The organism is Paenibacillus sp. FSL K6-4396, assembly GCF_038002525.1.
GTDB lineage: Bacteria > Bacillota > Bacilli > Paenibacillales > Paenibacillaceae > Paenibacillus > Paenibacillus amylolyticus_B.
In genome coordinates this window covers 6,439,290-6,465,255 of the sequence record NZ_JBBOCR010000001.1, presented here as the reverse complement: position 1 = coordinate 6,465,255, position 25,966 = coordinate 6,439,290, and the positions used below count along the sequence as shown (strand labels likewise).

At 45.9% G+C, this 25,966-nt stretch carries 20 protein-coding genes; all 20 read left to right on the top strand.

Features of this window, described 5'->3' with window-relative positions; translation table 11 throughout:
- The first annotated feature begins 207 nt into the window (after positions 1-207).
- The 20 genes from atpG to MHB85_RS28215 all read left to right on the top strand — a co-directional run bounded on the left by atpG (position 208) and on the right by MHB85_RS28215 (position 25,858).
- Positions 208-1,080: an ATP synthase F1 subunit gamma gene (gene atpG, locus MHB85_RS28310; RefSeq protein ID WP_036612560.1), complete on the top strand. Its 873-nt coding sequence runs from the start codon at positions 208-210 to the stop codon at positions 1,078-1,080.
- Positions 1,081-1,175: 95 nt separating this feature from the next.
- Positions 1,176-2,579, top strand: coding sequence for a F0F1 ATP synthase subunit beta (gene atpD, locus MHB85_RS28305; protein ID WP_047840699.1), 1,404 nt, complete (start codon positions 1,176-1,178; stop codon positions 2,577-2,579).
- 62 nt (positions 2,580-2,641) lie between these two features.
- The gene (locus tag MHB85_RS28300; protein ID WP_036612555.1) at positions 2,642-3,046 is read left to right on the top strand and encodes a F0F1 ATP synthase subunit epsilon; all 405 of its coding nucleotides are present in this window, start codon (positions 2,642-2,644) and stop codon (positions 3,044-3,046) included.
- A gap of 603 nt (positions 3,047-3,649) precedes the next feature.
- Positions 3,650-3,907: a DUF1146 family protein gene (locus MHB85_RS28295; RefSeq protein ID WP_017691941.1), complete on the top strand. Its 258-nt coding sequence runs from the start codon at positions 3,650-3,652 to the stop codon at positions 3,905-3,907.
- Between the two features lie 522 nt (positions 3,908-4,429).
- Entirely contained in the window at positions 4,430-5,776 is a 1,347-nt protein-coding gene (gene murA, locus MHB85_RS28290; protein ID WP_179198408.1) for a UDP-N-acetylglucosamine 1-carboxyvinyltransferase, read from the top strand.
- Positions 5,777-6,246: 470 nt separating this feature from the next.
- A complete protein-coding gene (spoIID, locus tag MHB85_RS28285) occupies positions 6,247-7,587 on the top strand; it encodes a stage II sporulation protein D (protein WP_105600132.1) in 1,341 nt (446 codons plus the stop codon).
- Positions 7,588-8,062: 475 nt separating this feature from the next.
- Positions 8,063-8,800 carry a M23 family metallopeptidase gene (locus tag MHB85_RS28280; RefSeq protein ID WP_341074040.1) on the top strand — a complete coding sequence of 246 codons (738 nt, stop codon included), beginning with the start codon at positions 8,063-8,065 and terminating at the stop codon, positions 8,798-8,800.
- A gap of 170 nt (positions 8,801-8,970) precedes the next feature.
- Positions 8,971-9,258 carry a sporulation transcriptional regulator SpoIIID gene (gene spoIIID, locus MHB85_RS28275; RefSeq protein ID WP_024632710.1) on the top strand — a complete coding sequence of 96 codons (288 nt, stop codon included), beginning with the start codon at positions 8,971-8,973 and terminating at the stop codon, positions 9,256-9,258.
- 219 nt (positions 9,259-9,477) lie between these two features.
- Positions 9,478-10,476, top strand: coding sequence for a rod shape-determining protein (locus MHB85_RS28270; RefSeq protein WP_076209800.1), 999 nt, complete (start codon positions 9,478-9,480; stop codon positions 10,474-10,476).
- A 102-nt stretch (positions 10,477-10,578) separates the two neighbouring features.
- Entirely contained in the window at positions 10,579-11,463 is an 885-nt protein-coding gene (locus MHB85_RS28265) for a flagellar hook-basal body protein (protein WP_341074038.1), read from the top strand.
- Between the two features lie 44 nt (positions 11,464-11,507).
- Entirely contained in the window at positions 11,508-12,347 is an 840-nt protein-coding gene (locus tag MHB85_RS28260; protein ID WP_091012963.1) for a flagellar hook-basal body protein, read from the top strand.
- A 12-nt stretch (positions 12,348-12,359) separates the two neighbouring features.
- Positions 12,360-12,584 (top strand): DNA-directed RNA polymerase subunit beta, encoded by a 225-nt coding sequence (locus tag MHB85_RS28255; RefSeq protein WP_017691949.1) that lies wholly within the window; start codon positions 12,360-12,362, stop codon positions 12,582-12,584.
- A gap of 488 nt (positions 12,585-13,072) precedes the next feature.
- Positions 13,073-13,504, top strand: a complete 432-nt coding sequence (gene fabZ / locus MHB85_RS28250) for a 3-hydroxyacyl-ACP dehydratase FabZ (RefSeq protein WP_036613058.1) — start codon at positions 13,073-13,075, stop codon at positions 13,502-13,504.
- Between the two features lie 111 nt (positions 13,505-13,615).
- Positions 13,616-15,337 (top strand): phospho-sugar mutase, encoded by a 1,722-nt coding sequence (locus tag MHB85_RS28245; protein WP_210109215.1) that lies wholly within the window; start codon positions 13,616-13,618, stop codon positions 15,335-15,337.
- A gap of 407 nt (positions 15,338-15,744) precedes the next feature.
- Complete coding sequence (locus MHB85_RS28240; RefSeq protein WP_105600125.1) at positions 15,745-17,766, top strand: DUF5693 family protein; 2,022 nt, start codon at positions 15,745-15,747, stop codon at positions 17,764-17,766.
- Positions 17,742-18,923 (top strand): polysaccharide pyruvyl transferase CsaB, encoded by a 1,182-nt coding sequence (csaB, locus tag MHB85_RS28235; RefSeq protein ID WP_237177412.1) that lies wholly within the window; start codon positions 17,742-17,744, stop codon positions 18,921-18,923. Before MHB85_RS28240 ends, csaB begins: the two co-directional genes overlap by 25 nt.
- 7 nt (positions 18,924-18,930) lie before the next feature.
- Positions 18,931-19,689: a WecB/TagA/CpsF family glycosyltransferase gene (locus tag MHB85_RS28230; RefSeq protein ID WP_307541757.1), complete on the top strand. Its 759-nt coding sequence runs from the start codon at positions 18,931-18,933 to the stop codon at positions 19,687-19,689.
- Between the two features lie 374 nt (positions 19,690-20,063).
- Positions 20,064-21,191: a glycosyltransferase family 4 protein gene (locus tag MHB85_RS28225; RefSeq protein WP_036612523.1), complete on the top strand. Its 1,128-nt coding sequence runs from the start codon at positions 20,064-20,066 to the stop codon at positions 21,189-21,191.
- Between the two features lie 165 nt (positions 21,192-21,356).
- The gene (locus MHB85_RS28220; RefSeq protein ID WP_341074035.1) at positions 21,357-25,310 is read left to right on the top strand and encodes an S-layer homology domain-containing protein; all 3,954 of its coding nucleotides are present in this window, start codon (positions 21,357-21,359) and stop codon (positions 25,308-25,310) included.
- Positions 25,311-25,516: 206 nt separating this feature from the next.
- Entirely contained in the window at positions 25,517-25,858 is a 342-nt protein-coding gene (locus MHB85_RS28215; RefSeq protein ID WP_036612519.1) for a hypothetical protein, read from the top strand.
- Positions 25,859-25,966: the final 108 nt, after the last annotated feature.

Below are 25,966 nucleotides of genomic sequence, written 5' to 3'. Positions count from 1 at the left end.
TAAATGATTGCAGGTGCGGAGTTGTCTAACTGATTCCGCATGTCTGCATGTAATACTTTGACTCTGTCAAAAAAGATATGCTTACGATGTAGTTTTGACTCTGTCAAAACTAGTGGTGATGCTTACGAAGTAACTTTGACTCCGTCAAAGTAGGGTTGTGCTTACGATGTAGTTTTGACTTTGTCAAAACTTTAAGGTGGTGAAATCATGGCAAAAGGCATGCGCGAAATTAAGCGGCAAATTAAAAGCGTACAAAGCACCAAGCAGATCACCAAAGCAATGGAGATGGTAGCTGCTGCAAAACTGCGTAAAGCGCAGGAAAAAGCGGAAGCAGCCCGTCCTTATTCGGAGAAACTGAAAGAAGTTGTAGCTAGTATTGCATCAAGCACGCAAGGTATACAGCATCCGATGCTGGAGAGCCGTCCGGTCAAAAAGACAGCTTACCTGATCATTACATCGGACCGTGGTCTTGCAGGTGGATACAATGCGAACGTTTTGCGTCAGGTTAACCAGACGCTCAAAGAGCGCCACAACTCTCAGGATGATTACGAATTGTTCGTCATTGGACGTAAAGGACGCGATTACTTCAGACGTCGTGAAATTGCGATGGCATCCACAACAACGGATCTGTCGGATTCGCCTTCATTTGCAGACATCAAATCCATCGCACACGAAGCTGTTCATGGGTTTGAACTGGCTGAATTTGATGAATTGTACATTTGTTATAACCGCTTTGTGAATGCGTTGACCCAGATTCCTACGGTAGAGAAACTTCTTCCGATGGAAACACCTGAGGTAACTGCTGCGGAAGGACCAACGGCAAGCTACGAATACGAGCCGTCTGCTGAGGCTGTACTGGAGGTTCTGCTTCCGCGTTACGCGGAAACGCTGATCTATGGTGCACTTCTGAACGGTAAGGCAAGTGAGCTCGGCGCGAAAATGACGGCAATGGGTAATGCAACCAAAAATGCATCCAAACTCATTAACGACTTGTCATTGACATACAACCGTGCCCGTCAAGCGGCGATTACGCAGGAGATTACGGAAATTGTGGCAGGTGCCAACGCAGCACAAGGCTAACCGTTTTTTTATTAATGAACGCTTGCAGAGCAAAGATAAACGAACGGTACATTATTTTTGCAAAAGTAGCAGGCTTGTAGGAGGGGAACGTTAAGATGAACAAAGGACGCGTTGTGAGCATCATGGGTCCGGTTGTTGACGTCGAGTTTGATCGCGGCGGTCTGCCGGAAATCCTCAATGCCATTACGATCACTACAGTAAGTGAGAGCGGCGTTAGTGTAAACCTTACACTCGAAGCTTCGAAACATCTGGGTGACAACCGAGTACGTTGTATTGCGATGTCCTCCACGGATGGACTTGTTCGTGGTATGGAAGCTTTAGATACAGGAGCACCAATCTCTGTACCCGTTGGAGAAGCAACACTGGGTCGTGTATTTAACGTACTCGGCGAAGCAATTGATACTGGCGGTGCCGTAGCTGCTGAGCACAAGAACCCGATTCACCGTTCAGCACCTGCATTTGATGAACTGACTACCCAAGCAGAGATGCTGGAGACAGGAATCAAAGTTATCGACTTGCTTGCTCCTTACGCTAAAGGTGGTAAAATCGGTCTCTTCGGTGGTGCCGGTGTAGGTAAGACGGTAACCATTCAGGAATTGATCAACAACATCGCACAAGAGCACGGGGGTATCTCCGTATTCGCGGGTGTTGGTGAGCGTACACGTGAAGGTAATGACTTGTATCACGAGATGAGTGATTCTGGCGTTATCAACAAAACAGCAATGGTCTTCGGACAAATGAACGAGCCTCCAGGCGCACGTCTTCGTGTAGCCCTCACAGGTCTGACGATGGCGGAATACTTCCGTGATGAAGAAGGCCGTGACGTGTTGCTCTTTATCGATAATATCTTCCGTTTCACCCAAGCGGGTTCAGAAGTATCTGCCTTGCTTGGACGTATGCCTTCCGCGGTAGGTTACCAACCTACACTGGCAACAGAAATGGGTCAACTGCAAGAACGTATCACATCAACGAAAAAAGGTTCTGTAACATCCATCCAGGCTATCTACGTGCCTGCGGATGACTACACTGACCCGGCTCCTGCAACGACGTTTGCCCACTTGGATGCAACGACGAACCTGGAGCGTAAAATTTCCGAGATGGGTATCTACCCTGCGGTAGATCCACTGGCTTCCAGCTCCCGGATCTTGTCCCCTGAAGTTGTAGGTGAAGAACACTACAGCGTAGCTCAAGGCGTTAAACGTATCTTGGCACGTTACAATGAATTGCAAGATATCATTGCAATCCTGGGTATGGACGAGTTGAGTGAAGAAGACAGAGCGCTTGTATACCGTGCTCGTAAAATCCAACGTTTCTTGTCCCAGCCTTTCCACGTTGCTGAAGCATTTAACGGTATTCCGGGTAAATACGTTCCAGTTAAAGAAACGGTGCGCAGCTTTAAAGAGATTCTCGAAGGTAAGTATGATGATCTTCCGGAAGCAGCTTTCCTCTTTGTTGGTACAATTGAAGAGGCAGTGGAGAAAGCCAAAACACTGGTTTAGTCTGAATCCAGGATTGTCCTTATGAAGCGGGCTATCCTTCGGATATTTCAGGAGGGATGGAATTGAGCACCTTTTTGTTGGAAATCGTAACACCTGAGCGTTTGGTCTATTCAGAACAGGTGAATAGCATTACGGCTCGTGGTATTGAAGGGGAACTGGGCATTCTGCCAGGTCATATTCCTATGGTTACACCTTTGCAGATTGCACCGATCTATATCCATAACGGAAAAGAAAATAAACGAGTTGCTATCGGTGGCGGGTTTATCGAAGTACGTAAAGATAAGGTTGTTGTACTCGCAGAGAGTGCTGAATTCCCGGAAAGCATTGATGTGGATCGTGCGCGTGCGGCGAAAGAGCGGGCAGAACGTCGGCTTGCAAGCCAAAGCAATCAGGACCACTTTGATCACCGTCGTGCAGAGATTGCGCTGCAAAAAGCGGTTAACCGGATTAATGTGTTCGGCAAATAAACGATTCTTTGAAGCCTGGCGGCTTAGTCTGCCGGGCTTTTTTGAGTTTGTTTGATAGAATTGTTTTATCGAATATATCAAAATGGCTGACCACAAATCCATCTTATCCCTCCAGTAATAAGAAGTATTTTAAGCAAAATATTCACCGATTATGAGGATTTGAATAGAATGTAGGACTAAAGTAGTGGGCGCATTTACCACTAAGAGAACCATTTTTTTCATGAGTAAATTTAAATTATTTCCGAGGAAATGACAGAATCGATATCGAAATAGCGCTCTTTTATGTCGTTTTAGTCACAAAATCCCGGCATTTTAAAATTAAAATATTTTAGAAGTGGAAATCAATGTAATTGACAATGTATGATGAAAGAGCCTATATTCCATAGAGTCAGCAGAAGCAGGAAGCTGCGTAGTAGATTCCATAGTCATGCACAGCCGCATTGTTGCTGCTCGGTGATTGGGCATCAGGAGATTCCTGCCTGGCAGGAGTAAATCTGACAGTACGCTCAGCATGTTATCCTCAATACATTCTATGCTAACAAGTTATGGGTGTTGGGCATATGATATGCTGATCGCTGCAACAAATGTGGAGGTAATGAATATATGGATACTGATCTGACGAATCAGGTGAACCAGGCGCTAAGCACCAATGGCTTGGTCTCAATTATCGTCTCCCTGTTATGTATTGCGTTGTCTTGGTGGGCTTTGACAAATCTCAAACTGGATTTAATCATCAGGCAACCACGGGGTGCTCAGGGAAGATTGTTGCATTTGTTGCTCGCCATCATTTTGGGGCATGCCGTTGCTGGCTTTGTCATTGACTACTTGTCCTGGACTCAAATGTTGCGTAATTTGTTTTAATGTTGAGATGGTTGGTTAATCATCTGTTAGGTTCTTCAAGCTGTTCATTGTCGAATAACATCGATTAATTGTGTTAACAATTAGAGTATGAGTTGTCGGTAAAGAAATTAAGAAAAAAATGTGACGTAAAATTGGATGAATTTGAGATGTTTTATGTAAAAATGCTTGTATCGTACAATTCAACAATGTTATGATGGAAGTTAGGGAATTCACAATTGTTCACTTATTTTGTAGTTATAAACGGGATATCCGGTTCATGCCGGCTAATAACCATCCCACTCTGTCTGTTCTGATGCTCTGCTGGCTTGTAAGACACTAATTTTACATGCTGAATAGCAAGATGCACGGCACATGGTATCATTGATATTGATTATAAAAACCAATTCTTTTCTGAACAGACATCTGTGGCAATATGCCAGAATATGTCGAAATTCCACACACAGCAACAGTCCTTTCTACACACAGTGGGGCTTACGTATTCCGGAATGAAGAAAAGGGAATAAAAGCGCGGAGGGAACCATGATGAGCAAATTTATCGTCCGCGGTGGCAAAAGGTTGACCGGAAGTGTCAAAGTTAGCGGCGCTAAAAATTCTGTTCTTCCGATCATCGCTGCCTCTCTCTTAGGGGAAGAAGGACAAAGCGTTATTATTGACGCGCCTCCTCTAGACGATGTGATGACGATTAACAAGGTGTTGGAATCGCTGGGAGCGGGAGTTACATACCGGGACGAAGTGATTACCGTAAATGCGGAGAAACTTACTTCCTGTGAAGCCCCGTATGAATGGGTGAGTAAAATGCGGGCGTCTTTCTTGGTCATGGGACCTTTGTTGACTCGAATGGGTCATACAAGAATCTCACTTCCTGGTGGATGTGCCATCGGTACACGGCCTATTGATCAGCATTTGAAAGGTTTTGAAGCCATGGGCGCAGAGATCAGCTTGGGCCAAGGTTATATCGAAGCTCGTAGCCAAGGACGGTTGCGTGGCGCGAAAATTTATCTGGATGTGGCTTCCGTAGGTGCCACTCAAAATATTATGATGGCTGCAACATTGGCTGAAGGTGTAACTGTTCTGGAGAACGCGGCAAAAGAACCTGAGATTGTGGATCTTGCCAACTTCCTGAATGGAATGGGTGCCATCGTACGTGGTGCTGGTACTGGGGTGATCCGCATTGAAGGTGTGGAGAAACTGACAGGTGTTACACACACCGTTATTCCGGATCGCGTGGAAGCTGGTACGTATATGGCTGCTGCTGCAATTTCTGGTGGTGACGTGTATATCGAAGGTGCAATCTCTGATCATTTAGGCTCCGTTATTGCGAAGCTTGAAGAGATGGGTGTAACAATCCAACCGGATGAGAATGGCGTGCGTGTAATCGCAGACCGTCCTCTTAAGGCTGTGGATGTGAAAACACTACCTTACCCAGGATTCCCGACAGATATGCAATCCCAGATGATGGCACTCTTGCTTGCATCTGAAGGAACAAGTGTGGTGACAGAGACTGTTTTTGAAAACCGATTCATGCATGTGGATGAATTCCAATTGATGAATGCGGAGATCAAAGTTGAAGGACGTTCGTCCATCATCACAGGTAATGCCAAACTGAAGGGTGCCAAAGTAACGGCTACCGATTTGCGTGCGGGTGCCGCACTCATTATTGCAGGTCTTGTTGCTGAAGGTACAACGGAAGTGGGCGGTACTCATCACATAGACCGTGGTTATGTACATCTCGCTGAGAAGCTTAATGGACTTGGCGCTGACATCTATCGGATCTCGGTTGATGAGCCTAAGCTGGAAGCAACCAAAGCACCTAGTGAAAAAGTGGAGAAAGAAGTACCAATGTTTAAGGTGCAACCAACTTTGGCTTAACACTGGATTGATTAGAAAAAATATGATCCCCCTATGATGAGTCACACAGTTGTGTGGATTATGAATGTGAAGGGACGTATATTGTAAAAAATGATAAAGCTAAGCCATCTGGCTTGGCTTTTTTTGTGTTTACTTTTAAGAAGACAACGAGATATTTGATACCTGATTCTATTAATAGCTGGTCCTAACCTTGTATAGCATAACATCGTATTCTGTATCGATTCCGAACCAAATGAAAGAGTGTAATTTATATAGGGTGTCGGTTCCAATTAAACACCGGTATTCAGCCACAGATCAACGTTTCTAAGATGTACATAGCAAAAGAAAACAGGAAATTGAACAGAACGAAAAGGGCCTCGTTTCTCTCAAATCAGGTTCTATCAGATCAAGTCAGCTCATAACCTAAACTATGGATTTGAACAACACGACCGGCACATGACCGGCCATAGATAATGGAGGGTTATATTCGAATGAAAGAAGCTCGTGTACAGGTAAAGGTACCCCTTGTCCCTCGTCCAGGTATGCAAGAGCCGGAGGGGAATACCGTTTCTGGAGTGGAAAAAGACAAGCCTGCCCCATCGAACCAGAGGACTGTTCCATCACAGTCTGCAAAATCATCAAACCCAGGACGGGTGTCGGCAGATGAACTGAACCGAAAGACAACCGAGCATATTCATATACCCGTTATTGAGCTGGACCAGTTCCGACGTGTGAAGCGTCGCCGAATGCGGACATTTGGACGAAAACCCCGATGGGGACGCAATACGAAGCGATGGCAACCCGCTGCCGCTGTATCTGCCTTATTGGCAATGGCGTTGCTGATTCCGGTAATGCTGGTATGGCCGCGGACAAGTGAATCACCAAAACCGATCCCTGCTCCAACAGATTCAAGCAGTACAAGAACCCCGGCTCCTGCGCCAGCAGTTCCTGTTACCTACCCTGAACCTAAAGTGCGCGTATACCTGTCTGCAACGGGCACAACGATGAATCTGCCATTGGAAGACTATGTTACGGGGGTTGTGGCAGCTGAGATGCCGGCGGAATTCAGACTGGAGGCGTTAAAGGCGCAGGCAATCGCTGCTCGTACATTTATCGTGCGTAGGTTAGCAGCGAGGGATACAAGCGGTGTTCCATCGGGTGCGGCGGATGTGACGGATACGGTCAGCCATCAGGTGTTTATTCCGCCAGATCAGGTGAAAGCGGATTGGACGCGTCTAGGGAAGGCGAAGGAATGGGAGAAGCTGCAACAGGCTGTCCGCGAAAGTCGAGATACGGTGATGACATATCAGGGTAAGGCGATCACCGCATCCTTTTTTTCCACAAGTAATGGGTATACCGAGAATGCCGAGGATGTATGGGGGAACGCTGTGCCGTATCTGCAAAGTGTAGACAGTCCGTGGGACAAAAACCTGGCACCAGGATTCAAGCAGACTGTCACTATGAAGCGTAACGAAATTCTACAGAAGTTGAATCTGGATGCCATTCCGGTTACCGCCCAGAAGGGTGGATCGTGGATGGAAGTATTGTCTACAACCAAAGGACATCGGATTAAGGAAATGCAGATTGCAGGTGAAACATTCAGCGGACCCGAAGTTCGCAAACTGCTCGGATTAAGATCCAGCCAGTTCAGTTGGAAGACCACAGGTGACGAAATCCAGATTACAACGTATGGATACGGGCATGGGGTTGGCATGAGCCAATGGGGAGCAAACGGCATGGCGCAGGAGGGACACACGGCCACCCAGATTCTCAAACACTACTATACAGGCATCTCATTCGGACAGGCATCCAAGATGCTGGCATCGAAGTAGGAGAGATGAACACCGATGGATAGATAAATGCTTTGACGCATGAGGACGTCAGGAAAGCCTTAGTCGGCCGGTATCCAGTCACATCCTATATCATTTCGCTTTCTGCTAGTAAACTCACTTCTGAGAAGGATTGGTCATTAAGCCAATTCGCACTTTTTACCAACCGCCCTTTCTGGAGGTTTTAAGACTTGGCTATATATGCGGAGAGTGCTAGCGTATGCAGAGCGCAGGGGGCAGAAAAGACCTGTAGAAGCAAAGCGTCCGCCTTTACTACCGGATTTCACCTTTGAAGAAGGTGATAGAAGAAATCTGGTAGTAACCAGCGGTCGAAAGGGTTTCTGGCCCCGAAGCGGTGCACGAACTAACACTCATCTCCAATATATATAGCACTCTCTGAAACCTCCGTGAAAATAATTAGAGTCGCGCGTGTATAAAAGAGTTGCACCCGGTAACACTTGTTACTGAGGTGATTAAGATGAATGAACAAAACAAAAAATCAATCCAAGAAGAAACTCCTAAAACAACTCAAGGAGTACCGGCTAGTCAGCCCTCTTCATGGAAAAGAGCAATGTCCAAACGCTGGGTCTTCCCGGCAGCCTACATCGCAGCAGCAGGCATTATACTAACCTTAGTGTGGGTCTATCAGGGAACAGGCGACAAAGCTATGAACCCGGACTCTGCTAAAGAAGCAGTAGAAACTGGTGCATCGGTGGGTACAGAAGGAACAGCAGTAGGTGGAGAAGAAAGTGTGGAAGTTGTTGCAAAGTCGGAGAATTTTGTGTGGCCGGTAGCGGTACCGTCCGAAATTTCGGTAGTAAAACCTTTCTATGATAGCGAAGCTTCAACCGAGGAACATGAAGCGGCAATGGTGCAGTACAATGATACATTCATCCCGAACACGGGTGTGGATCTGGCACGTGGGGATAACAAAACGTTTGAAGTCAAAGCAGCACTCGCCGGTAAAGTTACCCGGGTTGAGCAAAATCCGCTCACAGGTCAAGTTGTGGAAATCACACACAGCGATAACCTGAAGACGGTGTACCAAAGCTTGGCAGACGTCAAAGTGAAACAGGACGACGAAGTGAAACAGGGAGATGCGATTGCATCCGCTGGCGTCAATGAATTGGGTAAAACGCTTGGCAATCACCTTCACTTTGAAGTGTACGAAGACGGACAGCCAGTTAACCCGCAAGGATATCTTCCGGAAAAATAAATGAATTTTACCGCAGCAACATGATGGGCAGAGGGTTGAACCTCTGCTCTTTTTGTGCTTTTCAGAAAATAATGGGACCTTCGAAGCTTGTCACACCTCTAAACCGCGAATATATAGGCATGCTCCTCATATAATGTACCAAACTATCCACACAGTAGGGAGGCGGGAGCGTGCACGATTACATCAAGGAACGGACCATCAAAATTGGTCGCTGCATTGTTGAGACGAGGAATACGGTCCGTACCATAGCCAAAGAATTCGGCGTGTCAAAGAGTACTGTGCATAAGGATCTGACGGAGCGTCTGCCGGAAATCAACCCTGATCTTGCTGACCAGGTGAAACACATTTTGGAGTATCACAAGTCCATCCGCCATTTGCGGGGCGGTGAAGCGACCAAAATTAAATACAAAAAAACGAGTGGCAAGAAACGTGAGGTGTTGGCTTCCGCCAAATCGTAAGCATCTTCACAAAGACGTAGGCCAAAAAGCTCACACATGCATTGAATCCCTCCCCTGAAGTATGATATGTTAAATGCTGGTACAGGATCGAATTATGACATCTTATCAGCCCGATTTTTACATATATATGTTGCACTTTGTCGAACGAGCGGTGACGTGATAAGGGACTCTTTTTCACAGGATACGCTGACCAAATAATATCACTTTGGGGGCTCTTTTATGTTTAGCAAGGATATCGGTATTGATCTTGGCACGGCCAACGTGCTTATTCACGTGAAAGGAAGTGGGGTTGTCCTCGATGAACCTTCCGTCGTGACCATTGAAAGAGATACGAAGCGTGTCCTTGCTGTTGGGGAAGAAGCGCGTCGTATGGTGGGGCGTACTCCAGGTAACATTGTTGCCATTAGACCGCTGCGTGACGGCGTTATTGCGGACTTCGAGATTACAGAAGCGATGCTCAGACATTTCATTAATCGTGTGGGTGCAAGAAGCTGGTACAGCCACCCACGAATTTTGATCTGTGCACCAACGAACATTACTTCCGTGGAGCAGAAGGCCATCCGTGAGGCGGCAGAACGCAGCGGTGCCAAAGAAGTGTTTCTGGAAGAAGAGCCGAAAGCGGCAGCGATTGGTGCGGGAATGGATATTTTTCAGCCGAGCGGCAATATGGTCGTGGATATCGGCGGCGGTACGACTGACGTTGCAGTCCTGTCTATGGGCGACGTGGTCACCGCCTCTTCTATTAAAGTCGCAGGGGACAAGTTCGACGAAGCCATTATCAAGTTTATCAAAGCCAAGTACAAGCTCATGATCGGTGAACGGACCGCTGAAGATCTCAAAATTGCGATTGGTTCCGTGCATCCGGATGGAGGCCAAACGGAGATGGATATTCGCGGACGCGATATGGTATCCGGTCTGCCAGTTACCGTAACGGTATCGGGAAAAGAAGTACAGGAAGCGCTGTGGGATTCCGTGCAATCTATCATCGTCGCAGCGAAGTCGGTATTGGAACGTACACCGCCTGAATTGTCAGCGGACATTATCGACCGTGGTGTTGTATTGACTGGTGGAGGTGCATTGCTGAACGGACTGGACGAGCTTTTGTCCAATGAATTGCATGTACCTGTATGGGTTGCGGAAGATCCAATGCACTGTGTCGTGAAGGGGACAGGCATAATGCTTAATAATTTGGATCAGGTGGTTAAGAAAAAGTTCTAATCTGCCGATATAAATAGCAAAGGTTCGCCATGCTCGGAAAGCAGAACGGACAAGCAGCCAACCTGTGATGCAGGTCAAGCGCTTGAGGAGAGGGGTTAATTCATGTTAAGAGGTCTGTACACCGCTACTGCGGGAATGATTACGCAACAACGCCGCCATGACACAGCAACACAGAATATCGTAAATATGAACACCACGGGATACAAACAGGTGAACAGCGTAAGCCGTTCCTTCCCGGAAATGCTCATTACCTTGGTAGGCGGAGATGCAAATCTCCCGACAAAGCGGCTGGGCAAGCTGAACACGGGGGTGTTCGCGGAAGAGAGTTTGTCCATGAATTTGCAGGGGACCATTATGGAGACTGGGCAGAAAAATGATTTTTCCATTTCATCCAATATGACTGTCAATGATCCGCAGACTGGACAACCTGTCCCGTTTGACGCATCAGGCAAATTTGTACGGGCCGACGGCACGGTGACTTACCAGCCTCAGGCGTATTTTACAGTTCAGGATGCAGAAGGTAACACCGGATATACACGCGATGGTCACTTCGAAATTACTGGAACGGGACAATTGCTGAGTTCAACAGGTTCACAAGTGTTGGATAATAATGGACAACCTGTAGTGTTGACAGGTTCCGTAGAGCAATTTAAAGTGGATGAGCAAGGCCGTTTGGTGGATGCAACAACGGGTGCACCGACAGGGGTTACTCTCGGCATTAGTGTCATTGACCAGCCGAATCAACTGGTTCGTCAAGGTGATGGCAATTTCAGTCTTAGTGATGCAAACGGGGCAACGTCCCGGATGATGGCTGCCGGTGATAATGTGCAGATCCGTCAGGGATACCTGGAAGGCTCTAATGTCGATGCCTCACAGGCAACGGTTGATATGAACGCCGCATTCCGTGCGTATGAAGCAAACCAGAAGATCGTACAATTCTACGACCGCAGTCTGGATAAAGCCGTCAATGAAGTCGGGCGTGTATAACGCCGACGTTTAAATATAACCGCGCAGCGGGAGGGTAACCACCGATGAATAATTCCATGATTAGTGCCAAGGTTTCCATGACTGCCATACAGCAACGACTGGATGTCATTGCCGATAATATTGCCAACGTGAATACGGCAGGCTATAAGAGCAAGCAAGCGGCCTTCGAGGATGTGCTGACCCGGGTGCAACAACAACCGGACAAGTACAAACTGGATGGACGCTCCACACCGATGGGATATAACCTCGGTTTTGGCGCTCGTTTGGCGGATGTGACGAAGGATATGTCTCAAGGCCCCTTGAACGAGACCGGCCTTCCGACCGATCTGGCCATTGAAGGAAATGCCATGTTTGCAGTTGAAGCGAACGGGGAGAAAATGTGGACACGTCAGGGTGCATTTCATTTTGTGCCTGATACAAGACCTAAGCCTACTCCGAATTCACCTGATATGATGGTGATGGTCAATGGTGAAGGCCACTTTGCCCTGGATCGTCAAGGTAATCGTATTACGGCACCGAATAATAGCAAAGTTGCTTTTGATGAAAATGGCAACCTGTTAATCCGACGTGGTAATGGGGCGAACGCAACCATTGGGGCACAACTGCAAGTGGTAGACATTGAACGCCCTGAAGGTCTGGTACAATATGCGGATAACCTCTTTGGCTTGGATGCGGGATTAACCGAGGATGATGTATTTGGCGCTAATGCAGCTACACGTCAAGCGGTTGCCATGATTCGTCCAGGATATCTGGAGCAATCCAATGTGGATATGACACAGGAGATGTCTTTGCTTATGCAAGGACAGCGGACATATCAACTGGCGGCAAAGGCGCTAACTTCAAGTGATTCCATGTTGGGTCTTGCCAACAATATGAGAGCGTAAAAGGTGAATGTGATGACAGAAACACAGCAGCAGAACAGTAAGCCAGAGAAAAAGGAAGTCAAGAAGAAGAAGAGTGGATGGCGCATCGCAAGATGGTTCTTGGTCCCGGTCCTGCTTGTTCTTGCCCTTGCTGGCGGAATGGTAGCTGGATATGTGGTACTGGGCAAACAGGATATCGGTTCCGTATGGCAATGGAGTACATGGGAACATGTGTACAATCTGGTGTTCGCTCCATAATGTAACGAGTAAAGCGAAAACTCCTGCGCAGGCAGGAGTTTTCTTTTTGACGTTGAAAACAGTATAATGATGGATGACGTTTGACGTCACAAAAGAGGCCTCCCCTGCGAAAGACATTCGTCATCGCGAAGAGAGACCCCTTATCTTAACCTTCACTACTGCAGTCATGAAGGATATAACTAGTGTTAACCGAAAATATGCTTTCCATACAAAAATTTAAAATTAAAAACCCATTTATATGAGCTTCGACTTGATCATAATCAGGTTTTCCATGTTCGCACTAAAGTCAGTGGAGGGAACGGAATCGTTCGAAAGAAGCGAAGCGCTCGCCTTTGTTTCCTAATGTTATCCATCTGAAAATAATTCAGAAACATTAGGAAACAACAGCGATCGAAAGAACGATCCGTAACCGTAACGGTCACCTATGCGCACATGAAAAATCCATGATGAAGAACGCTCATATAAACATCCTGAGAGGAGATTACACTGTGCTCGATATCAAACAGATTCAAGAAATCATCCCGCACCGCCCCCCGTTTCTGCTGGTGGACAAGATTCTAGAGATTGAGGATGGCAAACGTGCCGTTGGTTTGAAAAACGTAACCATTAACGAACCTTTCTTCATTGGTCATTTCCCAGAGTATCCAGTAATGCCGGGTGTACTGATTACAGAAGCACTAGCTCAAGTTGGTGCGGTAGCCATTCTGAATTTGGAAGGCAACAAAGGAAAAATCGGATTTTTGGCGGGACTGGACAACTTCCGATTCCGTGGACAAGTTGTGCCCGGAGATACGTTGATTCTGGAAGTGGAGATTACACGTCTCAAGGGTTCGATTGGTAAAGGTAAAGCAACTGCCCGAGTGAACGACAAAGTGGTCGCTGAAGGCGAGATCATGTTTGCACTGTCTGACCCAAGCTGATTACATACGTGAGCATCTACATCATGCAGGAACGTAGACGGACCGAATGATACAAGATGCTGAAGTAACTCAGCACACCTGAATTTATATAGACGGAAGGGGTTTATCAGAATGGAACAGTTAAGCACAGCAGCAGCAGAGACGTTGCAGCAATGGTTGGAGGATGCTTCGATTGATGAAGCAACGAAACAGGAGCTTCGTGACTTGCAGGATCAGCCGAAAGAGCTGGAGGAACGTTTTTACAGAAACCTGGAGTTTGGTACAGGTGGATTGCGCGGAGTCATTGGTGCCGGAAGCAACCGGATGAACCGTTACACCGTAGGTCGGGCAACGCAAGGATTTGCGCGTTATTTGCTTGAGCAACATGGTGACCAAGAAGGTAAACCTTCTGTTGTCATTGCTCATGATTCCCGTCATTTCTCACCTGAATTCACACTGGATGCTGCGCTTGTACTGGCTGGAAACGGCATTGTAGCCAAGCTGTTCCCATCCCTTCGTTCAACTCCTGAGTTGTCATTTGCAGTGCGTCATCAGAAGGCGACTGGAGGGATCGTTGTAACAGCGAGCCATAACCCACCGGAATATAACGGATATAAAGTCTACAATCATGAGGGCGGTCAATTGGTACCGGATGAAGCGGAAAAAGTGATTCGGTACATCCAGGAAGTGCCTTCCCTTGCTGACGTGAAAAAGCTGACGCAAGAAGAAGCAGAAGCGCAGGGGCTCTTGATCTGGTTGGGTGAAAACCAAGACCAAGCGTTTGTGGATACCGTAGCAAGCCGCAGTCTGAGCCGCGAACTGATCCAATCCGGCATAGGCCGTGACTTTAAAATCGTTTACACACCGCTGCACGGAACGGGCAACATCCCTGTACGTCGAGTGCTGGAGCAGATCGGATTCGAGCAAGTGCACATTGTAGCTGAACAGGAACAGCCGGATGCTGAGTTCTCTACTGTGAAATCCCCTAACCCGGAAGAACGCGAAGCGTTTACGCTTGCAATGAAGCTGGGGGAATCTGTGGGCGCTGACATTTTGATCGGAACAGATCCGGATGCAGACCGTATGGGTGCTGTGGTGAAAGACAACGATGGCAAATATTTCGTCTTGTCCGGTAACCAGTCTGGTGCCATTATGGTACATTATCTGCTGAGTCGTCTGCAAGAGACCGGAACACTGCCAAGCAACGGTGCGGTTGTCAAAACGATCGTGACAAGTGAGATGGGTGCTGTCATTGCAGAACATTACGGTGCAGAAGTGATGAACACACTGACAGGCTTCAAATATATTGGTGAAAAAATGAACCAGTTCGAAGCAACAGGAAGTCATACTTTCTTGTTCGGATATGAAGAGAGTTATGGCTACCTTTCAGGTAACTATGCCCGTGACAAGGATGCTGTCCTTGCCTCGATGCTGATTGCTGAAGCAGCTGCGTATTATAAGAGCCAAGGCAAGACGTTGTATGATGTCTTGCAAGAGCTGTACAACCAATTTGGATACTTCCTGGAGAAGCTGGAGTCCCGTACGCTGAAAGGCAAAGACGGCGTAGCTCAGATTCAGGCCAAAATGACGGACTGGCGTTCCAATCCGCCACAAGAAGTAGCGGGAATTGCTGTACAAGATGTACTGGACTACTCCCTTGGTCTGGACGGTCTTCCGAAGGAGAACGTACTGAAGTTCATTTTGGCAGACGGTTCATGGTTCTGCTTGCGCCCTTCAGGAACTGAACCGAAGATCAAAGTATACTTCGCTGTTCGTGGAGAGAATTTGGAAGATGCGGAAAGCCGGATCGAGCGTCTGGTGACTACAGTGATGTCGCGTGTAGACGCACAATAATACGAATGCAACAATGAGCAAGAACATGAGAAGGCCTCTCCGCACCGTAAGGTTGGTTGGCGGAGGGGTTTTTCTTTGAAATAATATTACAGATGGCTCTATATAAATTGAACTAAACGTTTACACGAGAACGTAGAGGACAGAAATAACCTGAAGAAGTGGAACGTTCGCCTTTATCGCAAGATTTTCACCTTCATAAAATTAATCAAAAAATCGGGGATAACAGCGATCGGAAGGTTGTTCTGTCATCGAAGTGGCAAGTGTAAATAATGCTTTAGTTCAATCTATATGGCATATTAGAGGGCTTGTTGACACAAGCTGTTTGTAACCTATTGTATAAATGTTAAATGAACGAATTACTTGAGCTGAACGTGCATTTGGTTCCAACACTTGAGGAGGTACATGTAGTGCGTCAAAAATGGCTTTATTGGAATAACGCTTCTCGGAAGTGGTTGTGGCTCGTCGTTATTATCGGTCTGGTCGCGTCCATCCCTGTAATCAGTGATCGGGTGCAGACAGAATCTTCTGCCAAAAAGGTGGAGCTTGTCTTTAACTATCGAGGATTGCTGGATATCTCCGCATATCAGGCACATCCGCAAGATTTCATGAATGAACAATTGACTCGTCTAAAAGACGCAGGCGTAACAACGATGGCTGTGTTCGAAAGTACATTGGACGAGCTGAGAAAGACACGCCGACTAATGGTATATAACGGCCAGGATCTCGCGAACCTGACTAAAGATGTGATCCCTTCTAATGCAAATTACACGTATGTGTTATTTACATCGGAGGAAAACGCACAGACGTATACCCCTATTATTGAACAAACGTTCGCTGATCGGCAGATTCCGGTGCAACCATGGGAATATGAAGGTCGTAGCGGCTTAATATTGCAGACTCCTCCGGAGAATGCCAACATGCAGCCTTTGCAGCCCGATCCGGTTGCTGTGAAGATGCTGCGTGATAAAGGTTTCTACATTTTGCCGCGGATCTCGGACAGTGTGCCATACAGCCAGGAATCGATGGAGCGCTTGCTTACCTTCTTCGAGGAGAATGGCGTAAAGCGCATCTTGTTTGATGGTGATGCTGTGAAAGGGTACAATGATAATGCAGAGATGAAAAGTCTCGACCAATTCGCACAGTTGCTGAATAAGCACAATATTGGTCTTGCAGCCATTGAAAACTTGAAGAAACCGCAGTCTGGGTTCCAGACCCTTGCTTATAAAACGGATTACAACGTTACGCGTCTGTACTCGCTTAGTGATGGAGATGCCAATCTGGACGTAGACACGATCGCTGACCGTTTTGTTCTCGCAACTAAGGATCGCAACATTCGTATGCTCTATATGAATGCATCACCAAGCCGGAATACAGCAAAGGCCATGATTACAGATCCAATTGAGAATCTGATCAACAGCCTGGGTGAGCCGGGTCATGCCGTAGAACGCATGGCAAAGCATGGATTCGAGCTAGGACAAGCTGAGGCATTCACAGTTAAGGATTCCTCGATTCAGCGTTATGCCAAGCTGGTTGCTCTTGTTGGTGCAATTGCCATGATTGCACTTATGGTTTCTTATTTTATCCCACTACTGACCTTGATCGCATTTGTGGTTACTTTGGTGGGCAGTGCAGGATTGTTCCTCTTGAAACCAACGCTGCTAGAGCAAGGAATTGCCTTGCTTGTGGCCATAGCCGCGCCGACCATAGCGATGGTGCTGGCCGTTCGTACAGTGAACTATCAGCAACAGCGTCAACCCGACGCATCTGCGGGTCGTCGTTTGAAACAGACTATAGTTTTATATGTAAGAACTTCGATTCTGTCGTTCCTGGCCGTACCTTTTGTTATCGCGTTGCTTAACAGCATTACGTACAGTCTGGTGATTAACCAGTTCCGTGGCGTGAGTCTGTTGCACTTTGCACCTATGGCACTGGTAGCGATCTATATTGTGTTTTATCGTGGTTCGGGTTCGTTCTCTATTAAGAAAATTAAAGAAATGCTTCGTATGCCAATTAATGTTTTAATGGTTGTTTTGGCATTGGTTGCTGCCGTTGTTGGGTACTATTACTTGAGCCGTACAGGCAACTCGGGTTCAGTAACACCATTCGAGATGTTCCTTCGTACCACGTTGGAAGATACGTTCGGTGTGCGGCCGAGATTCAAAGAATTTATGCTGGGACACCCGCTATTTATCGTTGGCGTGTTCGCCGCTTTAAAATATCGTAAAGTCATCTTTGTGCTCATTATTGCAGCGATTGGACAGTTGTCCATGGTGGATACGTTCGCGCATATCCATACGCCGGCTGTATTGTCACTCATTCGTGGAGTGATGGGATTGGGACTTGGCTTAATCTTCGGTATCATTGCTGTGGGTGTGTGGCAAGTAGCGGAAGGATGTTGGAAAAAATGGTCACCACTTCTCAAAAGTTAGTCATCTCGGGGTATTACGGATTCCGCAATAGCGGAGACGAAGCGGTGCTAAAGTCGATTTTGACAGCGCTGGAAGAGGAAAGCCAAAGGTCGAACATAACGATTGAACCTATAGTTCTCTCGGGTGATCCTGAGTCGACAACCGCCATGTACGGTGTGCGCTCCGTGCATCGTATGAAATTGAAGGAAGTCCGTGAAGCACTCAAGGAGAGCGATGGGTTAATCAGTGGTGGAGGAAGTCTATTGCAGGATGCAACTGGACTGAAATCCATTCCTTATTATCTGGGTGTAATCAAGCTGGCCCAGTGGCTGAAAAAACCAACGTTTATCTATGCACAGGGGATTGGCCCTGTGAATCGTAAAATTTTTAATCCGATGATCAAATCGGTCTTCAAGGCCTGTACCTATGTATCCGTTCGGGATGAACAATCTGCAGACTACCTGCGTGGGCTTGGGTTACAGTGGAATCAGATCCATGTTGTACCCGACCCCGTAATGGGTTTGCCATTACCTGAAACAAAAGTTGAGAGGGGCGCAGGTGCTGTCTCAGCAAATGCTGCTACTCAAGCTAATCGAGTGGAACCTTCAACTGGAGGACATACCAAGCTTCCTGTGATCGGCGTATCGGTACGTTTCTGGGAGTCAGACCGGAAGGAACTTACGGCTATTGCCGCCGGATTGAAAAAACTGTGCTCCAAAAGAGCGGTGCACTTGCGTTTTCTGCCATTTCATTTGCCGGTTGATGAACAGGCATCACGATTTCTTATGGAAATGCTCGGTGATGTGACCAGCAAAGGCAGCGAGATTAGCATCACAGAAGATCTGACCGACCCACAGCTTATGCTGGAGGAAGTCAGCAAGTGTGATCTCGTCATCGGTATGCGCCTGCACAGTCTGATCTATGCAGCTTCGCAATATGTGCCTCCGGTGGGTATCTCGTATGATCCGAAAATTGATCAATTCCTGCTTCGTCTGGACAGTGAACCAGCAGGCAATACGGATACACTCGATGGCGACAAACTCGCCAAGACTGTTGTTGGACTGCTGGATCAACGTTCACAGTGGTTGAAGGAACATGAAGAAGGCATCACCCAACTGAAGCAGGAAGCCAGAGTGCCTGCACAGCAGATTATTAACTATTTAGGCCGCAAAGGATGAGATAAAGATGAGTCAGACCGGATCAATACCTACCGTTTCGATCTACGGCATTCCTTTTTCCAAACTGACGATGAAAGAAACGGTAAAGGTTCTCCAGGAAGCTGTGCTGTCCAAGCAACCACACCAGGTCATTACAGCTAACCCCATTATGGTTATGGCTGCACTGGAAAATCCCGCAATTATGGAAGTCATGCAAGCTGCGGAATTGATCGTTCCTGATGGAACAGGTGTCGTATGGGCTGCGAATTATTGTGGAGATCCTGTAGCTGAGCGAGTGCCGGGATTTGAGCTTTTACATGAATTGCTGCGTGTTGGAGAAAACTATCGATGGGGCGTATATCTGCTTGGTTCCACCCCTGAGGTGATTCAAGAAACGGCAGTTCGGTTACAACAGCAATATCCGGCGATTCGAATTGTGGGTTATCGCGACGGTTATTTTGGTCCGGCTGAGGATGAACAGGTCATCGCTTCCATTCGGGAAGCGGCACCTGATCTGTTGTTTGTAGCACGTGGGGCCGACACACAAGAACCGTGGATTCACAAACACAAAGATGCCCTGCAGGTTCCCGTAACCATGGGCGTTGGCGGCAGCTTTGATGTGATTTCGGGTAAAACGAAACGTGCGCCTATGCTGTTCCAAAAGTTAAGACTGGAGTGGTTCTATCGCTTATTGCGCGAACCAAGCCGGGCTGGCCGGATGCTTGCGCTTCCGAAATTCGCTGTTAAGGTGATGCGTGACAAAGAAAACGTGACGAAAGTCCGTTAAAAACAGGTAATTGCGAGATAAATGCGTGTTTTTGCTAGAAATTGAGGATGGCTTTTCGGGTGTGATGAGCGTATAATTCATTCCGGATTACATGTGTGCCACTCCATGAAAACAGAAGCGTTACACTTGGCACTACGATTGCAAGGCAACCTGTCGATCGCCGTTATCCCCAGATTTCCTTTTATCCTTTTCCAAAGGATGAAATCCGGTGATAAATGCGAACGTTACACTTCTCTAGTTTTCCTTGCACTCTCCGTTATCGTGTAACAAAATTTTTCATCAAAAGTGACTAACAAATAATTTTTTATATATAAAAAGAGATCAGGGGATTTATAATTTCGTACTGGTATTATAATTGGGGGTCGAATGTTCAAATGGTAGCGATCTTTATCATTGGATTTATCGTGTCAATGGGACTGGCTCTTGCCCTGACACCACTTGTCAAAAAGTTCGCAGTCCGCATTGGCGCAATGGATACGCCGAATGCACGTAAAGTACACACACGGATCATGCCTCGTCTTGGTGGTCTGGGGATATTCCTGGCCTTTATTATTACAGTTGCTGCATTGCTTCCGTTTGTATCGGCATGGTTCACAACTCGGGATATGAGTTTTGTCAGCGCGTTTCTGATTGGTGGAACAATTATTGTGCTGATCGGAGCACTCGATGATCGGTTTGAACTGTCAGCCAAAGTGAAGTTGCTTGGTCAGATCGTTGCTGCTTCTGTCGTTGTATTCGGATTTAATATCCGGGTAGATTTCGTTAACATTCCTTTTCAGGATTCCTATTCTTCACTCGAAGCTTGGGTATCCATTCCGCTGACGATCTTATGGATCGTTGGTGTAACCAATGCGATTAACCTGATTGATGGTCTGGATGGTCTGGCAGCCGGTGTATCTGGTATTGCAATTGGTACCATTGCCGTGATGTCCTTCCTGATGGGTAACATGATGATTGCCTTGATGTGCCTCGTGTTGTTGGGTAGCATCATTGGATTCCTGTTTTTCAACTTCCACCCAGCCAAGATCTTCATGGGGGATACCGGATCGCTATTCCTTGGTTTCTCTCTGGCGATGCTATCAATGCTCGGATTCAAACAAATTGCAATCGTGTCCTTCATTACCCCGCTGATCATTATCGGTGTGCCGCTCTCGGATACCTTCTTCGCGATTATCCGTCGTGCGGTACAACGGAAACCGATTTTCGCACCGGACAAAGGTCACCTGCATCACTGCTTGCGTGAACTTGGATTCAGTCACCGTCAGACGGTACTGATCATTTATGGAATTGCCGCATTCTTCGGAGTTCTGGCCATTATCCAATCTTCCGCTGCCATGTTCGAAGCGAACTGGGTAACGTTTGTGGTCATCTGTATCATGATGTTCTTCCTCCAGGTGGGGGCAGAAGTTATCGGGCTTGTTAGCAAGACGAGAAGACCGGTTATCAACTTCCTGATGCGCATGCGCGTCAAGCTGAATCCGGAGACCCGTTCGAAATCATAAATAGATAAATGTAATGGTTACAGCTATTTTTGAATATTATTCCAGACCCAACCTTATCCCTTGTGGATAAGGTTTTTTGTTTATTTTGAGATTTTTACTAAATAATTGGAACCTTTTGCCGATATATAAAGGTAACTGACTTAAAAAGAGGAGAGATGATATTTAATGCAACAAAAGAAACGGCCGTTGGTCTGGATCATGTTGGTCACCATGGTGTTCTCATTGTTCCCACAAGGTCTATTCGGTGGTTCCGTTGCTTCGGCAGCTGACGCATTTTCCACATACTTCACACCTTCGGACCAAACCATTCGGGAGAGCTCCAGACTCTCGCTAACTTTTGATCCATCGAAGGATAATTCCAATTTCCTGTCCCGAGATTTGGTGTACAAGAGTCCTACCTCATCGTTGACAATTACAGGTACATTTGCAATGGTCAGTGGCTCTAGTCTCAAGGTAAAGGTCGAACAGCTGAAATTAGTCGAAGTAGGAACTCTTAAAAAGTGGATTCCAGACGAGACACGTTCTGTCATAACGGCTATTACTGATAGTGGAAGTAATCGCTTTACTGCAGATAATGTTGCGCTATTTTCAGGTTTTAACAAGATTACGTTTATTGGAACACAGGGTAACAGTTCTGTAGAAAGCTCCGATAGCTTCTATGTGATGTATGATCCAGCTCCTTATATTGAGAATTTTGTGCTATATACAGATCGAACTGTTCCAGGTGGTGGTGTAAGCTACAACTTGAATGAGGGAACTGAGACGGTAGTTGATACCGAACGTGTCGATTTCCAAGGAACGGTTAAAAATGCAACACAGGTTTCGCTTTCAGTGAATGGTGCAGAGCCTGTTGATCCACCAGTTACTTCAGATGGCAGTTTTTTTGCATCACAAATTAAGTTGCTGCCGGGCAAAAACATCCTGAAGTTTAAAATTGAAGGTCAGCCTAACGGCATTGAAACAGAACGGATCGTTTATTACTTTGATAAAACAAAACCATTTATAGATCTTCAGGTAGAGATTGGTACTGAAAAAAAATCAGTACTGAGTAGAAACGAAAAGGTGACATTTACGGAAGCGAACCAAACCACAGCAAAGTTGTCTGGACAAGTGTTAATTCCTTATGCCGAAGGCAGTGGTAAATTCGCTGATGAAGGTGTAGTGACCGTTCAAGGACAAACCTACAACGTTATTATTAATGCTAATGATGAAAAGTTGATTACAGGGCCTGACGGAAGAACTGTAAAATATCGAATAGTATCATTTACGTCTAATGATGTATACGATTTGACTGCAGGCAAGAATCAATCTCTTACTGTAAAGGTAGCTCAGGGTGAATTCAGTGCAGAATATACAACCAGTTATTTATACTCGCCTGGTTCACAAGACATCACGAACCTGTACTACCTGCCTAACTTCAAACCAGGAACTGCAATTACGTCCAAAGTACCGCTTAACGGCGCGACATTACAAGAGGATAAACTGTATATTCTCGTAGAATCGAGTAGCTCACTTGATAAGACGCCAGAGCCTGTTCTCAAAGGGGCTTATCTGCCATCAGGGCTTAAGACGGTGGATATGACAAAAGTTACGACTGTCTTAGGATTAACTGATAAACAACAAGTATATGAAATTAATGGTCTTGCAAGTGGTAAGCAGCAACTTCGCTTCTCCTTCAGTGATACACCAGAGCCTGAGTTGTCTAAATTCGTTGAAGTTACCTATGCAACGATCAGTTCGATCTATGTTGGAAGCTTGCAAACAGGAGAAACTTATGAGTTTGACTCCTCTGCAGGGAAGCAATACGTTAATGTAGAGGGAGAATTGCTTGGCTTCAAAGATCTGACTGCTTTGAAAGCAGAGATGATTGTGAATGGTCAATTGACTGCAACGACTGCCACAGGACTGGTGACGGGGCCTACTTTAGATGTTGAGCCTCCAACACCTATTCCTGTAATCGAATTTCCAAAAACTCAGAAATTCAAATTCAGCTTACCGATCAAGCGGAATGGTCCAATATACTATGGAGAAAATACGATTGAACTTCGTGCCGTAGTTGATGATGGGGGCGGAAGGCCCAAAACAATTACAACCTTGCTGAAAATCAATGTGATCGATACTTATCATTCAACCATATCTACATTTATGCCAACGCGTATTCCAACAAGCAGAGAGTCTTTTGATAATTCGGTAATTAGCAATTACACACAAGAGAAGCTAAGCAGAATTTTTGCGGTGACTCCTGATTTTATCTTTAAAGATGAAAAATATGTAACGAGTGAAAAAGAGTTTGACTTGGTATTCAGAGGTGCTGGGGCCCAGAATGTAAATCTGAGCTTTGGATCAAAAGTCATTTTCAGCCAAACATTGAATAATGATAATGTGCTTCAGAGTAAAGATACTGGCGATACGGCTGATTATACCGGGTCAGACTTTGCGGGTAATCAAGATGCATTTATTGGCCGGATTCGCGGCTTGAAATTTGATGCGCCTGGAACACAAGTGTATACACTTGAGTTAATTAACAGCACAGGGGCTCGTTCTACTCAAAGAATCGAGATTGTACGTGAGCCAGCATCTTATCGGATTTTAGCTCCACAACCTACAGTGGGTGATCAGATCGTTGTTAATAAAAACTTTGTCCGCTTCGATATTGAAGCAGAAGGCGCAACTCAAGTGAAGATTGGTAAAGACATAGCTGAGAAACGTACAGACTTAAACAATCGTTTTGTGCTTGATTATGTAGATTTGAAGGCGGATAAAGAGAATAAAGTGAAGATTGAAATTACCCGTCCAGGCGGGAAAATTAATGATACGATATCTATTTACTACACTAGTGCAGTAACGACAAATTCGGAGTATATGGCTCCGAAGGTTGCCAATAAATATACGGCGTTTAATAAAAACCTGCAGTTGTCTTTCCCGAAAGGCACTGTGTTACAGTCTCAAAACTCAATCGGTGTAACAAAGTTTTATCCAAATAACAAACTGTTGTTTGGTATTGCGGAACCGAAAAAAGGGATTGTTGAGAAGATCAATGATTATGGTTATGACACCGAGATTGGTGGAGAGAATAAGCCGAAAATTGAAATACCGCTTGCTGTCTCAGGGAATTTCGCATCTTCACTGGATACAGGTGACTTTACCCTAATCTCAGATATTTACTGGATTAACGGTGGAGTCGGTGAACAGGGTAGCAAGAGTGATAGCAGCTATAAACCAGGGACGGATGGTCTCACTCCTTACAGTATGGAAGGGATTTTCTCTACATTCGCTCCTGAGCGTATTCTCACGCCGTCTAGTCGAGGATCATTAATTTTGAACTATGATCCGTCTATTGTGGATGATGTTGGTGCTACAATTACGGTATTCCGTCTTTCCGATAGAACCAAAACAGGGACATGGGTTCCTATTGGCGGCAAGGTTGATACGAAGAAACATACCATTACAGTCCCATTCGATGAATTTGGATATTATAAAGTAATGAAACAGAGCAAAAGCTATGCGGACATTACTAATCACCCTTGGGCAAGAAACTATCTTAATGCGATGTACTCTAAAGGGCTGATGAAGCCTTTGAAAAGTAACTCATTCGGTGCAGATGATCGTATAACTCGTGGAGAGTTCGCAACGTTGCTGGTAAAAGGCATGAATATTCCAATTACAACGCCAACACAGCAGACCTTCAGTGATGTAGGAAAAGGTACGGGAGCGGAGATTTGGAACTATGAAGCTATTGAAACTGCAGCACGTGTAGGTATCATTACGGGACGCAGTGACGGCTTCTTCCAGCCGCAGTTACCAATATCAAGAGAAGATGCGGCGGTAATGATTGCCCGCGCCATGAATGCTAAACTGGCTGCTAATGACGACAAACTGTCGCAAGCATTAGGTAAGTCATTTATGGATTCTGGTTCAATCGAATATTATGCACGACCAGCTATACAAGCCGTAACCAAAGCCAAAATTATGGATGGAAGTCCGGTTACAGTAGCTGGATCTAAGAAAGCACAATTCCAATTCAATCCAAAAGGCAATATGACTCGTGCTGAAGCTGCTAAAATTGCTGTAGAGCTACTTAAGAAAAGTACAGGTCTATTCCCTAAAACCTTGAGTTAGTTCATTTGATATATCGAATCAATTTAGGAAGGACCTGTCCCTTACTCTAAAGGGGCAGGTCCTTTTCATGGATGTCAATGAATTGACATAGAGTACTTTTATAATAGAAGAAACAGAATTTTTACCAATAACTATTTTTGTAATTTGCTAGAGTTTAAGATACAATAACGGTAAATACACAATGATCTAGAGGGTGAAGTTAGCTAATGAAACCGATTTATTCGAAAGCCCAGCTGGGCTACATGAAGGCAAAGACACAGTTTGAGAAGCAGGCAGTCATTCTGGAGAAAAAGTTGGAAGATACACGCAAGACTCAGGAGATCTCTCAGGAAGTTATGGAAGGGCTTGTACAGTCCACTGGCTTCCATGATGCGTATAACAATCTGGTTCTGGCTGAGAATGAGTTGATTGAATGGTCTCACACAACGATGAAGCATGAGAAAACGTACCGTGAGAACAGACAACCAATTGACGATATGTATCTGAGATTGAACAGCGATCCAAATATGCGTGCTCAAATTATTGAACTCGCGATGAAGATTAAATAACTTATATTTCCAGAACTGCACCAGAAGCATCCCATTAGGGGTGCTTTTTTATTTTATTTTTTGTGAATTTTGTCGCTTCATAGGTTGAAGTTGCGGGTATAAATAAAC